Here is a 13925-nt window from a genome sequence, read left to right on the forward strand (position 1 = left end):
GCGTCCGGCCCCCTGCTAGTTGTACGCTTCGTCACCATGTCCGTCTCCGCACGTTCGGCCAGGAATCCCACCGAAACGGCCACGGACCAGGCTACGGCACCGACCACCGACGCGAGGTGGGCGGCCGAGGGATCCCCGTCGCGGTCCTCGCCGTCCCCGCCCACCGCCGACCTGGGGCGGATCAACCGCGGCACGGTCGACCTGCGCCAGGGCGGGGCCGCGCTCGGCGGCGGCTACCAGTACGTGGGCGAGCGGCTGGTCACCGGCTGGCACTCGCACGACCTGCACCAGATCGAGTACGGCGTCTCCGGCGTCGTCGAGGTAGAGACCGCCGCCGGCCACTACCTCCTGCCACCACAGCAGGCCGCCTGGATCCCGGCGGGCCTGGAGCACCAGGCGACGATGAACACCGCGGTGCGCACGGTGTCGGTGATGTTCGACCCGCGCATCGTGCCGCACCCCGGCGACCGGGCCCGTATCCTCGCCGTCTCCCCGCTGATCCGGGAGATGATGCTCTACGCCCTGCGCTGGCCGATCGCCCGGCCGGAGTCCAACGAGATCTCCGACGGGTTCTTCCGGACGCTCGCCCACCTGGTCGCCGAGTCGCTCGAGCACGAGGAGCCGCTGAGCCTGCCGACCTCGGCCGACCCGGTGGTCGCGGCGGCGATGGCCTACACCCGTGAGCACCTCGACACGGTCACCGCGGCCGAGGTCAGCCACGCGACCGGGGTGTCCGAGCGGACGCTGCGGCGGCAGTTCGCCGCCGAGCTGGGCATGCCGTGGCGCGGCTACCTGCTGCAGGCCCGGCTGCTGCGCGCGATGGCGCTGCTCGCCGAGCCGGGGCCGTCAGTGCTGGACGTGTCGCTCGCGGTCGGGTTCGACAACGTCAGCGCCTTTGCCCGCGCGTTCGCCCAGCGCTGCGGCGAGACCCCGTCCGCCTATCGCCGCCGCGTGGCGGCCGGCGGGCCGAACGCGGCCACCCGGCCGGCGGCACCCAGCCAGGCCGACTACCCCGACTACTCCGGCTACCCCGGACCCGCCCACGCCGAGGCGAACGCCGATCCGCATACCCGGCTCGCGATCTCCAGCCCGGCCCCCGCTCGACGGACGGCCGGCCGACCAGGCTGATCACGGGCCAGGTACGGACAGATGGACTCCTGGGCTGTCCGCGATCGCCGGCGCGCTGGTGTCGGCGATCCGGCACGCGACCCGCCACCACAGGGCCAGCTGGACAAGCGCGAGCAGGACGGCGAACGGGAACAACGTCCAGGCTCCCGCGACCTGCAGCAGCGTGCCGGCAAGCCACGGCAGCAGGGCACCGCCGACGAGCCCGCCCGCGGTGAGCACCCCGATCGCCGTCGGGACGAGGCGCTCGGACGTCAGGCGCGGCGAGACCGCCATGGTCGTCGGGAAGATCGGGCCGAGGAAGAACCCGAGCAGCACGAACGCGGCGCTCGCCAGGCCCGCCGTGCTCGGCGCCGCCCATGCGAGCACGCCCGCGACCGCCGTCCCGGCCATGCACGCGTACATCAGGCCGGTCTGGGTCAGCCGCAGCCGGGCGGTGACCGGGGTGATGAGGAACCGGCCGGCGGTGAGGCCGAGCCAGTACCCGCTGGTCGTGTAGCCGGCCAGCAGGCCGGAGACGGACCGTTCCTCGACCAGGTAGGTGTAGCCCCAGTTGCCGACGGCGATCTCCAGCCCGACATAAACGCCCAGCATGGCCGCGCAGAGCAGCACCACCGGCTGGCGCAGCACCGCGGGAAGGGCGGAGGCCGGCCGGCCGTCGCCCGCCGCCGGCCCGCCCGCCGCCGGTGGCGCCGCCAGCAGTGGGTCGGCGGTGCGCGCCGGGAAGGTGACGGCACAGGCCGCGACCGTCGGCGCGAGGATGACCCCGAGGACCAGCATCGCCGTCGTCCAGCCGGTGAACGTCAGCAGCCAGGCCGCCAGGAGCGGCCCGAGCAGCGCGCCGACACCGAAGAAGGCGTGCAGCCGGTTGAGCAGCGCGGTCGCCCCAGGCCGGGTGGCGAGGTAGATGTTCAGGACGCAGTCGAGCGCACCCATCCCGAAGCCACTCAGCAGTGAGAGCAGGACGAACGCGGCGAAGGGCGGCCGCGCCGCGGTGCCGAGCCACGCGCCGAAAAGCAGTGTGCCGGCGATGAGTAGCGCGTGGCGGGTGCCGAGCCGGCCGACGAGCGCCCCTGACAGGACGCTGGCGACGACATAGCCCGCGGCACTGGTGAAGAACGTGATGCCGATCGTCGCCTCGTCGACGCCGTAGTCCGTGATCTGAGCCGGCAGCAGCACACCACCTGCGCCGGAGGCGACGCCGATCACCACGAACAGCGCGAACGCGACGGCGACCGACCACCGCCCCACCGCTGCCACCGGCGGCGGCTCGTCATCGGCGGCGGCACTCGCGGCGGCCGGCACGGTCCCCCTCTCTGCCCCAGCCGCGGAAATGACGTCCCCCTCGCGCGTCCGGCGGCCGGATCCGGCTGGCGTCGCCGGCCGCGGGAACCCGCCTGTAACGAGTTCACCATCGCGGCCGGACCACGTCGCCGGATTCGGCCATGGGCATCGTCAGGACCAACGTTGCCCAGCCGGACGTCCCCGTCCAGCCAACTACCGGGGGGTTGCCGTCGCCGGCCAGGGGTCGAGGGCCCGCGGGCGCCGCGGGCCCCGCGGGCGCCTGGAGACGCGGATCGGCATCGTGGCGCCATCAGCGCGAGGCCGCGGAACGAGTAGCACAACCGGGGTGAGCGGAACAAGCATGAAAAACGGAAGTTAGCCGACGCGGGACGGCTTCCGCCCTACCGCTACGCCGAACGCCTGGCCGGCCGCCTCACAACGCCCACCCCCTGACCGTGCTTTCGGAACGCTGCCGGCGGGCGTGCCACGGCAAATACACACTGGATTCGGGGCGAGAATGACCGTTACCTGGTTGAATTCCTTCGTGCCGTCAGCCGGGCCGGCAAGGCCATCGACCAGACGGGCCAGACGCCGCCTGGTCACGCTCGCCGTCGCCGCGCTCGTCGCGCCCGCCGTTGCAGTGGGATGCTCGAAAGAGAAGGCGCACGCGGCTTTTCCCTATCTCGATCCGGCGCTGCCGGTCGACCGGCGCGTTTCCGACCTGCTCGGCCGGATGACACTGGAGGAGAAGGTCGGCCAGATGACGCAGCCCGACCGCGGCGCCGTCGCCAAGGACCCATCTATGATCACGTCGCTCGGGCTTGGCTCGGTGCTGTCCGGTCCGGCCCTGGTGCCCACCCACGACACCCCGTCCGACTGGGCCAACCTGGTCGACGGCCTCCAGTCACGCGCACTCACCACCAGGCTGCGGATCCCGCTGCTGTACGGCACCGACTCGGTGCACGGGGACAACAACCTCATCGGCGCCACGATCTTCCCGCACAACATCGCGATGGGCGCGACCCGAGACCCGGGCCTCGTCCGCGAGGCGGCGCGGGTCACCGCCACCGAGACGAGGGCGACCGGCCCTCAGTGGGTCTTCGCGCCCTGCCTGTGCGTCTCCCGTGACCTGCGCTGGGGCCGCACCTACGAGAGCTTCGGTGAGGACCCGAACCTCGTGATCCAGATGGAGACGATCCTGGAAGGGCTCCAGGGCAAGGGCGCCCAGGATCTCGCCGGCCCGACGCACGTTCTCGCCACCGCCAAACACTTCGCGGGTGACGGCGACACCACCTACGGGACGTCCACCAGTTTCGCCTACACGGTCGACCAGGGCGTCATGGTCACCGACCGCTCCCACTTCGACGAGGTCGACCTCGCACCCTACGTGACGGCCGTCGGGAAGTATCACGTCGGCAGCATCATGCCGTCGTACTCCAGCGTCGACTGGACAGAGGACGGCGTCGGCAACCCGGTGCGGATGAGCGCGAACAAGGAGCTGCTCACCGACGTGCTCAAGAAGAAGCTCGGGTTCGACGGGTTCCTCATCAGCGACCTGAAGGCGATCCAGCAGCTCCCCGGCGACTACGCCGCGCAGGTCCGCGCCGGCGTCAGCGCCGGGATCGACATGTTCATGGAACCCGACAGCGCGCCGCGGTTCGCGCGGACGCTGCTGGACGAGGTGCGGGCGGGGCGGGTCCCGGTGCCGCGCATCGACGACGCGGTCGGCCGGATCCTGAAGGCCAAGTTCGAGCTGGGCCTTTTCGAGCATCCCTTCACCAACCGTGGGAACATCGGCACGGTCGGCTCGCCCGAGCACCGCGCCCTTGCCCGCCGCGCCGTCGCCGAGTCACAGGTTCTCCTGAAGAACGACGGCGACACGCTGCCGCTGCGGTCCTCCCAGCGCCTCTATGTGGCCGGGGTGAACGCGAGCGACCTCGGCAACCAGGCGGGCGGCTGGACCACTACCTGGCAGGGAGCCTCCGGGGACATCATCCCCGGGACCACGATCCTGCAGGGTATTCAGCGCCACGCCGCCGACGTGACCTACAGCGCCGACGCGTCCGCGCCGACCGCGGGCCACGACGTCGGTGTCGTCGTCATCGGCGAGACCCCGTACGCGGAGGGCCTGGGCGACGTCGGCAACGGCCACACGCTGAACCTGTCCGACACTGACCGCGCGAACATCGACAAGGTGTGCGGCGCCATCAGCGCCTGCGTCGTCCTGGACGTCGCCGGCCGGCCGCAGATCGTCACCGACAAGCTCGCGAAGATGGACGCGTTCGTCATGTCCTGGCTGCCCGGCAGCGAGGGCGCCGGCGTCGCCGACACCTTGTTCGGCGACCGCTCCTACACCGGCCGCCTCCCGGTCACCTGGCCCCGCGCCGAATCCCAGGAGCCCATCAACATCGGCGACAAGAACTACGACCCGCTTTTCCCCTACGACTACGGCCTGACGACCTCCCGCCGCTGACCCGGCCGCCCACCCGGGTGGCGCTGGGCCGCCGCCCCACGCGACGCCGACACCCCAGCCAGCTCCCAACCCTTCACGCATACGCAAAGTAGTCAGCCACACACGGCTGATCCGGCCGCTGGCGGGCCAACGGAACTGGGTTGGAGCGTTTTCGCGGGGCAGCATCAGACCCGAGACCCAGCCTGGGATTGCGGTTCCACCGCCAGCCCCGAACCGTGTCATCTGGGCCTGTCCATAGACGGGCCAGTCCAACACACATGCCCGCCACCGGATCGAACTGTGTTGGATCAGCCTGTCCATGAACGTGCCCAAGTGACACGCTCCAGCTCCGGACTCAGTTCGTCGTCGCACCGCCGTTGAGGTTGATGGTCTGGCCGGTCAGCCAGGATGCCTCCGGGGAGGCGAGGAAGACGACGGCGGCGCCCACGTCCTCGGGGGTGCCGAGCCGCTTCGCCGGGACCGACGCGGCCATGTGGGCGGTGACCGAAGCGTCGCCCCGGGCTGAGTTGTTCATCAGGCCGAGCGCGAGGCTGTTCGCCGTCACGCCGTGGGCCGCGACCTCCTGGGAAAGGTGGCGGATGAAACCCTCGATGCCGCTCTTGCCGGCGCCGTAGACCGCGACGCCGATGTTCAGCCCGGTGCGGCCGGCGCCCGAGGAGATCTGCACGATCCGTCCCCAGCCGGCCGCGCACATGTCCTCGAGCACGGCATGAATGCAGTGCAGCGAACCGTAGATGTTCAGGTCGATCGGTCCGCGCCACCGGGCCGGGTCGAGCTGGCGGAACTGGACGGCGCCCATGTCCGGGTGAATGCCGGCGTTGTTCACCAGGATGTCGATGGGCCGGCCCGTCTCGGCCCGGACCCACGCCACCGACGCCCGCACCGCGTCGGCATCCAGGACGTCGAACGCGACGGCGATCGCCGTCCCACCGGCCGCCTCGATCTCCTTGCGCGTGGCTTCGGCCCGCTCGGGAGAGAGATCGTTCACGGCTACCACCGCCCCCTGGGCCGCTAACGCGCGCGCCACGCCCGCGCCCATGTTCTGGCCTGCCCCGGTCACCAGCGCCACGTGCCCCGCCAGTTCGAACATTCCGTACCTCCTCTGGCATGCGGGCCGGGATCCCCCAGCCCGCCGGTTGTCACACCGTCCGCCAGCGATCAGGGCGTCGCCCGCGCTGCGCGGGCGAGCGGCCCCGCGACGCATCCTGCCGAGCCGCGCCGCACCCCGCTGATCCGAACCGACCGGACCCGACCTGGCATGCGGCACGCGACGCACGACGCGGCGCACGACGCGGCGCGCGATGCGGCCAGCCGTGATCGACCGGCCTTCACTAGAACATTGTTCTCACTGCCGGCTTCCGGGAAGAGTACGGTGCCCCGGCGAGCGGGAGCGAGGAACGGCGGGCCGCGCAGGTGCCGCCGATAGAGAACTGGAACCGGCTTCTTGAGGGGCGGGTCGCCGTGGTCACCGGGGGTGGCGACGGGATCGGCGGCGCCATCGCGCGGCTGTTCGCCGAGCATGGCGCTCTCGTCGAGGCCGCCGAGATCGACCCGGAGCGGGCCGAACGGCTGCGTGCCGAGGTGACGGACACCGGCGGGACGGTGCGCGCGCACGTACTCGACGTCCGGGTGGAGCAGGACGTGGCGCGGCTCGCGGATGCGGTGCTAGCCGAGCACGGCCGGGTCGACGTGCTGGTCAACAACGTCGGTGACTACCGGCCGCTCACGCGGTTCCCCCCAGTCGTCGGCCGAGTCGTGGCGACAGATGTACGAGATCAACCTGCTGCACGTCTTCGCCGTCACGCGCGCGTTCATCCCGTCGATGATGGAGCGGCGCCGCGGGAGCATTGTCAACATGCACTCGGTGGAGGGGATGCGCGGATACCCGGGTGACCCGGTGTACGGCGCCATGAAGGCCGGCGCCGCTCATTTCACGACCAGCCTCGCGGTGACCATGGGCCGCCACGGCATTCGGGTCAACGGGATCGGTCCCGACCTGACCCAGACGCCGCAGGTCGACTACCTCACGGGCTACGAGGACCACGACGACCTGTGGGGCTCGTGGGCGCCCGTCGGCCGGCTCGGCTGGCCAGAGGACCAGGCCCGCGTCGCGCTCTTCCTCGCCAGCGACCTCTCGTCGTTCGTCACCGGCCACAACATCCCCGTCGACGGCGGCACGAAGGCCGGCGGCGGCTGGTTCTACTCACCCAGGGAAGGCCGTTTCGTCAACCGCCCCAGGCACCTCTGACCAGGCCGCCAACGTCGTGGCCCGCCAGCGCCGCGAGCCGCGGGCGCCGCTGGCCGCGGCGGGCGCCGGCGGCACCAGCACGGATCCGGATCCAGTCCCGATTCGGATGATCACAGCGGCGGATGCGTCCGCCGCGACGTGGGCCCGCCTACTTCTCCGGGGTGCCGGCGGGGGTGAGGTCGCCGGCGCGGGCGGACTCGCGGGCGCGGGCGGCCTGCATGGTCTGGTCGATGAGGACGGCGATGGTCATGGGGCCGACGCCACCGGGAACCGGGGTGATGTAGGAGGCGCGCTCGGCAGCCGGTTCGTACTCGACATCGCCCTGGTTGTCGGCGTAGCCGGCGTCGACGACCACGGCGCCGGGCTTGATCCAGTCACCCTTGATCAGGGCCGGACGGCCGACGGCGGCGACGACGACGTCGGCGCGGGCGACGTGGCCGGCCAGGTCCGCGGTGCGGGAGTGGCAGTAGGTGACGGTGGCGTTGCGCGCGAGCAGGAGCATGCCGACCGGCTTGCCGAGGATGGGGCTGCGCCCGATTACGACGGCATGCTTACCGGCCAGCGGAATGTCGTAGGCGTCGATCAACGCCATGATCCCGCCCGGCGTGGCCGACCGGAAGCCGCCCTCGTCGAACGCCATCATCGCGAACGACGTCCTCGTGACGCCGTCGACGTCCTTCGACGGGGCGATCGCCTCGAAGGCGGCCCGCTCGTCGATCTGGTCGGGCACCGGGTGCTGCAGCAGGATGCCGTCGACCTCCGGGTCGGTGGACAGCTCCCGGATCGCCTCGATCAGGGTCTCCGTCGAGATCGACGCGTCCAGCTCGAGGCGGCGCGACTGCATGCCGACCTTGGCGCAGCGGTTCGCCTTCATCCGGACATAGGTGCGGGAGGCCGGATCGTCGCCGACGAGCACCGTCGCCAGCACCGGGACGCGGCCGTGGGCGGCGACGAACTCGGCCACCTCCCGCTCGACGCGATCAAGGATCGCCGCCGACTGGGCCCTGCCGTCAAGGATCTGCGCGGTCATACGGTCTCGGTCTCCTGGGAGTCGGTCCTGGCGCTGGACGCGCGCCGATGCGAAAGCCTCGCGCGCCCGACGCCCGATTCGGTGTCACGGCCCGCGGTGTCACGACCTTGGGTGTCACGGTCTTCGATGTCACGGCCTCCGATGTCACGGCCTCCGGTGTCGCGGCACGATGATGTCGCGGCACGACGGTCGAGCCGCCGTCGCGGAGGACGCGGTGGTCGCAGTGCCAGGCTACGGCGCGGGCGGGCGCCAGGCGCTCCGCGTCGGCGCCCCTGCTCCGCGGCGGTCGTCAGGACCAGCCTGGCAGCTACTCAGCCGGCCTCCGCCGTCACCCACCTGCCCACCCGGTACCGCACGCGGTACCTGAGGACAGCGCGCCGGTACTCGTGGCGGAGGTCGCCGGCTGCTCACGCCGGTGACGAGCCAGGTGCGTTGTGTCATCGCGTCCTCCGCGCTGATCCAGGGGTGTGTCACCGCCGCGGGCCGGCGGCAACCTCGTCCAGGGCACGCACCCCGTTGAGGATGCGGGGATAGCCGATGTAGGGGATGAGCTGGGTGAGGACGTCGAGCAGGCGGGCCCGGTCGTTGCCGACGTGCAGGTTCGCCGCGACGTGGCCTTTGACCTGCGGGTCGCAGCCCCCGAGGGCGACGAGCATGGCGAAGGTGAGCAGCTCACGGGTGGGAATGTCGAGGCCGGTGCGGGTGTAGTGGTCACCGAAGCAGTTGGCTGACAAGAACCGCTGGATGGGCTGCTCGTCCGCGGGTGCACCCGCGTACAGAGCGTCCACGGCACCGTTGCCGATGATCTGCTTCTGCACCGCCAGTCCACGCGCGGCGCGGCTTTCCGAGGTCGTGGTGGACTGGCCAGGCAGTGGTAGCCTGACGCCGCGTTCGGTCAGGACGTCGTTGGTGGCGTGCAGGAAGCCGAACACCTTCGCCATCCCGACGTAGGGCACGGCCTGGTAGACGATCTCCTTGACCTGGACGGGGCTCACGCCGGCGGTGAGCGCCGCGCCGAGCATGACCCGGTACTCGGCCAGGGCCTGGCAGGCGATCATCGCCGCGAGCTGGACCATGAGCCGGGTGCGGACATCGAGACGGCTCTCGGCGAGGACCTCGTCGAAGGCGAAGTCGTCGAAGTACTCGATGAGCTCGGGGTCGGTCACCGCCAGCGTGGACACGTGACCGGGAAACAGCGCGTCATGGTTGCGGCGGGCCTGGTCGGTGGGTGCCATCGTCGGCCTCCTTCTCATCCGGGCTGAAGCGATGGGGCGACCTGCGCCGCCGGGTCTGGGACCGCCGGGTCAGGGGCCGCCGGGTCAGGGACGGACGACGACCTTCAGGGCCTGCCGGGAGTCCATGGCCTGGTAGGCGTCGGCGACGTGGTCGAGGTCGACGGTGCGGTCGAAGACCTTGCCGGGCTCGATCCGGCCTTCGAGCACGTCGGGCAGGGCCTGCTCGATGTATGCCCGTACGGGGGCGGGTCCGCCGGTGAGGGTGGCGTTCTTGCCGAACAGCGACCCGAACCCGACCGGTGCCTGCTCGTACTGGGGCACGCCGACCCGGGAGATGGTGCCGCCGGGCCGCACGATGCCGTACGCCTGCTCGTAGGCGGGCATGTGTCCGACGGCTTCGAGCACGATGTGGCTGCCCTCGCCGCCGGTGAGTTCCAGGACCTTCGCGATGCCCTCTTCGCCTCGTTCGGCGACGACGTCGGTGGCTCCGAACTCGCGTCCCAGGTCGGTGCGGTCGGTGTGCCGGCCCATGAGGATGATCCGCTCGGCTCCGAGCCGCTTCGAGGCGAGGACCGCGGACAGGCCGACCGCGCCGTCGCCGATGACGGTGACGGTCCTGCCCGGAGCCACCCTGCCCATGTGCGCGGCGTGGTAACCGGTGAGGTACACGTCCGACAGGGTCAGCAGCGAGGGCCACAGCGCCTCGTCGACGTCGCTCGGGATCTTCACGAGCGTTCCCGCGGCCTGCGGGACCCGCACCGCCTCGGCCTGCGCGCCGCCGATCCCACGGGCGCCGTACCAGCCGCCGTGCACGCAGGCAGTGTGGAACCCCTCGTGGCAGAACGCGCAGGTGTTGTCGGAGAACGCGAACGGGGACACGACGAAGTCACCGGGCGCCAGGCCGGCCACCTCCGAGCCGACCTCCTCCACCACGCCGAGGAACTCATGCCCCATCGGGACGCCCTCGTCGGCGGGAGGCATGGAGTGATACGGATGCAGGTCAGAGCCGCACACGCAGGCCAGTACCACCCGCACGACGGCATCCGTCGACTCGTGCAGCTTCGCGTCGGTGACGTCCTCGACGCGGACGTCACCGGCTCCGTACATGAATGTCGCTCGCACGATGTGTGGTTGTCCTTTGTGATCGAGAGACCAAGAAGCAGTGAACGGGCGTGCCGGGGCCGCGCCGGGTCTTCACCCGCGACCACACGGCTCGCGCGCGGGTGCGTCCGGGCGCGTGCGCTCCGGCCGAGCCACAGCGTGCGTGGGTCAGCGGTCGATCATCCGCATCTGCTCCTCGTTGTGATGATCGCCGGCCGGCGGGGTGAGCCGATCCAGCCTGTCGATCTGCTCAGGGGTGAGCGTGCGGCTCTCGGCGGCGATGTTCTCCTCGACGCGCGAGACCCGCTTGGTGCCGGGGATCGGGGCGATGTCGTCGCCCTTGGTCAGCAGCCAGGCGATCGCCACCTGGGCCGGGGTCGCGCCGGCCTCGGTGGCGACGGCCGCGACCTCGTCGGCGATGCGCAGGTTGCGCTGGAAGTTCCCACCCGTGAACCGCGGGTTGGTCTTGCGCCAGTCGCTGTCGTCGAGCTGGTCGAGCGAGCGGATGTGGCCGGTGAGGAACCCGTGTCCCAGCGGGGAGTAGGGCACGAAGCCGATGCGCAGCTCGCGCAGCAGCGGCAGGACGGCCGGCTCCGGGTCGCGGGTCCACAGGGAGTACTCGGACTGGAGCGCGGTGATCGGGTGGACGGCGTGCGCGCGGCGGATGGTGTTCACCCCGGCCTCGGACAGCCCGAGGTGGCGGATCTTCCCCTCGGACACCAGCCCGGCCAGGGCGCCGATGGTGTCCTCGATCGGGGTGTCCGGGTCGACGCGGTGTTGGTAGTACAGGTCGATGTAGTCGGTGCCCAGGCGCCGCAGCGACCCTTCGACCGCGGTACGGATGTTGGCCGGGCTGCTGTCGAGGCCGCCGCGGCCGGTGTGGGAGATCATGCCGAACTTCGTGGCCAGCACGACCTCGTCCCGGCGTCCCTTGAGCGCCCGCCCCACCAGCTCCTCGTTGGTGAACGGTCCATAGACCTCGGCGGTGTCGATGAAGGTGACACCCAGATCCAGAGCGCGGTGGATGGTCCGTATCGACTCGTCGTCGTCGCTGCTCGCTCCGGTGTACCCGAACGACATCCCCATCGCGCCCAGGCCGATCCGGGAAACATCCAGATCCCGCAACGTGATGTGCTTCATGGTCACTTCTCCCAGTCCTGTGTCGTGCCGCGTGCGGCGCGGTTACCGCGGTCGAGCCCGCTGGTAGTCGTCGTCGGTGACCGGCTCCTCCCAGGTGGTCTCCGCGGCGGCCGATTCCGCGGCGGCATCCCAGATCGCCAGGTGGGTCACGAACCGGTCACGCATCATGCCGTGCCAGTGCCACCCACCGGGCGGGGCATGGACGGTGTCGCCGGTCGCTTCACGATCGCGGTGCCGTCTCGCGGCATCGCAGCGCCGACGCCCTTGGTGACGTGCAGCGTCCGACCGGCCGCGTGGACGTACCCCTTCGCGACCTGGATCTTCGGTACGGCGTGGAAGATGATCGGGCCGTCGAACAGATCATGAAACAGTTGGCAAGGCCTACCGCCAGGATCGACGTCGTGGCAGCGTGACGGGTGGTTGCGGTGGTCGATGCGGTCACCTCACCGACTCTGGCGCGGCCCGACCATCCCGGGGAGTGCCTGGCTTTCCAGGCAACAGCAGTACCCCCTTCCTGCCGCTGGCCGCGCCTACCGTGAGGCATGGACAGCCGCGCGGGCAACCGGGCCCAGGCCCGCGAGTTCCTCGTCTCGCGGCGGGAGCGGATCACCCCCGAGGAGGCCGGGCTGCCCGCCTACGGCGGCGGCAACCGCCGCGTCAAGGGCCTACGTCGCGAGGAGGTCGCGCTGCTGGCAGGGGTGAGCATCGACTACTACGTCCGGATGGAGCGCGGGAACCTCGCCGGCGCCTCCGACGCGGTCCTCGACGGCCTCGCGACCGCGCTCACCCTGCTCGTCTACACCGCGCCGGCCGGCACCCCCACGGCCGACGGCCTCAAGCTCCTCGCCAGCTGGGACGCCACGCCGAAGCCACCGGTGGCTCGGTCCGCCGGTCTGTCAGATCGTCACGCGGCGCAGGGTGGTGAAGCCGCCGGCCATGAGCGCGACCGCCACGGCGGCGAGCACCCCGGTGAGCCCGGCCGCGGACAGCGACAGAGGAAGCACTGCCGTGGAGGTTGAAGCCCTCGCGAAGTAGAGGTGAGGGCTGGGCCAACACCTGCGCCGGCCGCTGTCCTACCGGGTTCCGACTGGGCGCGCGGCGAGTTTGACCCGTTGATCGCGCGGGCCTCGGAATCTATGCAGCAGGTATCGGTGGGCTGGCCGTTCCACGGTGTGGTGCAGGAGCGCGCCAAGCGCGATGGAGAAGAGGAAACCCGCGAGTACGGCAAGAGCCGCCGCGGCTGCGCTGGTCGTGTCGAACCAGCCGAGTTTACTGACGACCGCGAGTGCGCCGGGGTGGACGAGATAGAAGGCGTAGGAGACCACGCCGAAATAGACGAGAGGGCGGGCACTCGCGATGGGTACTCTGTGGCCGTCCGCCTCCCGGGTGCCGACCAGGAAGATGATTGCCGCGAACGACGGCAGGGCGAGGGTGTCGATGAGGCCCGGGTGGTCGCTGTAGCGGTAACCGAGCATGATCGGGACGGCTAGCCAGGCGATCGCGAGGACGGCGAGTGCCCGGCGCTGTCTCGCTGTGCCGCGCACGCCGTCCTGTGCCAGAAGTCCCAGCACGATACCGAGGACGAACTCTCCGACCCGCACCGCCGGGTTGGCGTAGAGGGCGAGGTCGAGGCGGGGGTCCACCGCGCCGGCCAGGCAGGCCACGGCCGCCGTCGGCAGGACGACGAGGAGGGCCGCGCGGATCCGGTCCGCGTTGGTCCGGGCCGCGAGCCGCTGGTAAACAAGCGGGAAGACGAGGTAGAAGAACGCCTCGCACGACAGCGACCACAGCACCGCGCCGCCCCAGCCGAAGTAGATCGACTGGGTGGGAATCCAGGCCTGAATAAGCAGCAAGCTCGGAAGAATGGAGGCGGGTTTCGATCCGAATTCGCCGATCAGCCCAAACGACCAGGCGACGACGAGCCACAACACGATCGCGACAAGGTACAGCGGGTAGATCCTGGCGAACCGACGCCAGTAGAACTGGGCACGGGTTCCCGGACGGGCGGACCAGGTGAGTACGAATCCTGAGAGCATGAAGAAGAACATGACACCGACATATCCGATGTTGCCGAGTGGCACCATGGGAATTGCTTCCTCGACATCCGCGTCGATGTGGCGGATAAACACGAGGGTGGCGGCGACGCCTCGCAGACCGGTCAGTGACGGCAGGTCGCGACGAGCCTGAGATGGCGGGTTGGCTCTGGGTCTGGACGCGGCTCGGTGCCGGCCGGACGATGGCGACATCCTCTCGGTCACCGTGCCCTTCTCAGTTGTCGGGAGACCTGCG

General features: G+C 70.8%; 12 protein-coding genes and 1 pseudogene. 5 read left to right on the plus strand and 8 right to left on the minus strand.

What is annotated here, in order from left to right; genetic code table 11:
- Positions 1–36 precede the first annotated feature (36 nt).
- Positions 37–1128, plus strand: a complete 1092-nt coding sequence (locus BCD48_RS31385) for an AraC family transcriptional regulator (RefSeq protein ID WP_241842141.1) — start codon at positions 37–39, stop codon at positions 1126–1128.
- On the opposite strand, the gene BCD48_RS31390 is transcribed toward BCD48_RS31385, so the two are convergent.
- Positions 1129–2430 (minus strand): MFS transporter, encoded by a 1302-nt coding sequence (locus BCD48_RS31390; RefSeq protein WP_241842142.1) that lies wholly within the window; start codon positions 2428–2430, stop codon positions 1129–1131.
- A gap of 523 nt (positions 2431–2953) precedes the next feature.
- Here BCD48_RS31390 and BCD48_RS31395 point away from each other — a divergent pair.
- Positions 2954–4882: a glycoside hydrolase family 3 protein gene (locus tag BCD48_RS31395; RefSeq protein ID WP_083419499.1), complete on the plus strand. Its 1929-nt coding sequence runs from the start codon at positions 2954–2956 to the stop codon at positions 4880–4882.
- Positions 4883–5216: 334 nt separating this feature from the next.
- Here the strand turns inward: BCD48_RS31395 and BCD48_RS31400 are convergent, their stop codons facing one another.
- A complete protein-coding gene (locus BCD48_RS31400; RefSeq protein WP_071052000.1) occupies positions 5217–5972 on the minus strand; it encodes an SDR family NAD(P)-dependent oxidoreductase in 756 nt (251 codons plus the stop codon).
- A gap of 323 nt (positions 5973–6295) precedes the next feature.
- Between BCD48_RS31400 and BCD48_RS56910 the strand changes: the two genes are divergently transcribed.
- Both BCD48_RS56910 and BCD48_RS56915 read left to right on the plus strand, forming a co-directional pair.
- Positions 6296–6775: an SDR family NAD(P)-dependent oxidoreductase gene (locus BCD48_RS56910; RefSeq protein WP_274536599.1), complete on the plus strand. Its 480-nt coding sequence runs from the start codon at positions 6296–6298 to the stop codon at positions 6773–6775.
- Positions 6657–7130, plus strand: coding sequence for an SDR family NAD(P)-dependent oxidoreductase (locus BCD48_RS56915; RefSeq protein WP_274536601.1), 474 nt, complete (start codon positions 6657–6659; stop codon positions 7128–7130). Before BCD48_RS56910 ends, BCD48_RS56915 begins: the two co-directional genes overlap by 119 nt.
- A gap of 148 nt (positions 7131–7278) precedes the next feature.
- Here BCD48_RS56915 and BCD48_RS31410 read toward each other — a convergent pair whose 3' ends face one another.
- The 5 genes from BCD48_RS31410 to BCD48_RS55105 all read right to left on the minus strand — a co-directional run bounded on the left by BCD48_RS31410 (position 7279) and on the right by BCD48_RS55105 (position 11804).
- Positions 7279–8160 (minus strand): bifunctional 5,10-methylenetetrahydrofolate dehydrogenase/5,10-methenyltetrahydrofolate cyclohydrolase, encoded by an 882-nt coding sequence (locus tag BCD48_RS31410; RefSeq protein WP_071052001.1) that lies wholly within the window; start codon positions 8158–8160, stop codon positions 7279–7281.
- A gap of 470 nt (positions 8161–8630) precedes the next feature.
- Positions 8631–9395 carry a carboxymuconolactone decarboxylase family protein gene (locus BCD48_RS31415; protein WP_071052002.1) on the minus strand — a complete coding sequence of 255 codons (765 nt, stop codon included), beginning with the start codon at positions 9393–9395 and terminating at the stop codon, positions 8631–8633.
- A gap of 84 nt (positions 9396–9479) precedes the next feature.
- Positions 9480–10502: a zinc-binding dehydrogenase gene (locus BCD48_RS31420; protein ID WP_071052003.1), complete on the minus strand. Its 1023-nt coding sequence runs from the start codon at positions 10500–10502 to the stop codon at positions 9480–9482.
- 162 nt (positions 10503–10664) lie between these two features.
- Entirely contained in the window at positions 10665–11636 is a 972-nt protein-coding gene (locus BCD48_RS31425) for an aldo/keto reductase (RefSeq protein WP_071052004.1), read from the minus strand.
- A 42-nt stretch (positions 11637–11678) separates the two neighbouring features.
- Positions 11679–11804 (minus strand): hypothetical protein, encoded by a 126-nt coding sequence (locus tag BCD48_RS55105; RefSeq protein WP_274536600.1) that lies wholly within the window; start codon positions 11802–11804, stop codon positions 11679–11681.
- Between the two features lie 374 nt (positions 11805–12178).
- On the opposite strand from BCD48_RS55105, the pseudogene BCD48_RS47560 reads away from it, so the two are divergent.
- Positions 12179–12427 (plus strand): annotated as a pseudogene (locus tag BCD48_RS47560) (helix-turn-helix domain-containing protein); the annotation flags it as partial.
- A 282-nt stretch (positions 12428–12709) separates the two neighbouring features.
- On the opposite strand, the gene BCD48_RS31435 reads toward BCD48_RS47560, so the two are convergent.
- Positions 12710–13894 carry an acyltransferase family protein gene (locus BCD48_RS31435; RefSeq protein WP_241842144.1) on the minus strand — a complete coding sequence of 395 codons (1185 nt, stop codon included), beginning with the start codon at positions 13892–13894 and terminating at the stop codon, positions 12710–12712.
- Positions 13895–13925: the final 31 nt, after the last annotated feature.

Source organism: Pseudofrankia coriaricola, from assembly GCF_001854805.1.
Classification (GTDB): Bacteria; Actinomycetota; Actinomycetes; order Frankiales; family Frankiaceae; genus Pseudofrankia.

What these genes read in the sequence shown, in the direction of transcription:
- BCD48_RS31385 (WP_241842141.1), top strand. Translation starts at nt 37, where the DNA reads ATGTCCGTCTCCGCACGTTCGGCCAGGAATCCCACCGAAACGGCCACG.
- BCD48_RS31400 (WP_071052000.1), bottom strand. Translation starts at nt 5,972, where the DNA reads ATGTTCGAACTGGCGGGGCACGTGGCGCTGGTGACCGGGGCAGGCCAG.
- BCD48_RS31410 (WP_071052001.1), bottom strand. Translation starts at nt 8,160, where the DNA reads ATGACCGCGCAGATCCTTGACGGCAGGGCCCAGTCGGCGGCGATCCTT.
- BCD48_RS31415 (WP_071052002.1), bottom strand. Translation starts at nt 9,395, where the DNA reads ATGGCACCCACCGACCAGGCCCGCCGCAACCATGACGCGCTGTTTCCC.
- BCD48_RS31420 (WP_071052003.1), bottom strand. Translation starts at nt 10,502, where the DNA reads ATGTACGGAGCCGGTGACGTCCGCGTCGAGGACGTCACCGACGCGAAG.
- BCD48_RS31425 (WP_071052004.1), bottom strand. Translation starts at nt 11,636, where the DNA reads ATGAAGCACATCACGTTGCGGGATCTGGATGTTTCCCGGATCGGCCTG.
- BCD48_RS55105 (WP_274536600.1), bottom strand. Translation starts at nt 11,804, where the DNA reads ATGATGCGTGACCGGTTCGTGACCCACCTGGCGATCTGGGATGCCGCC.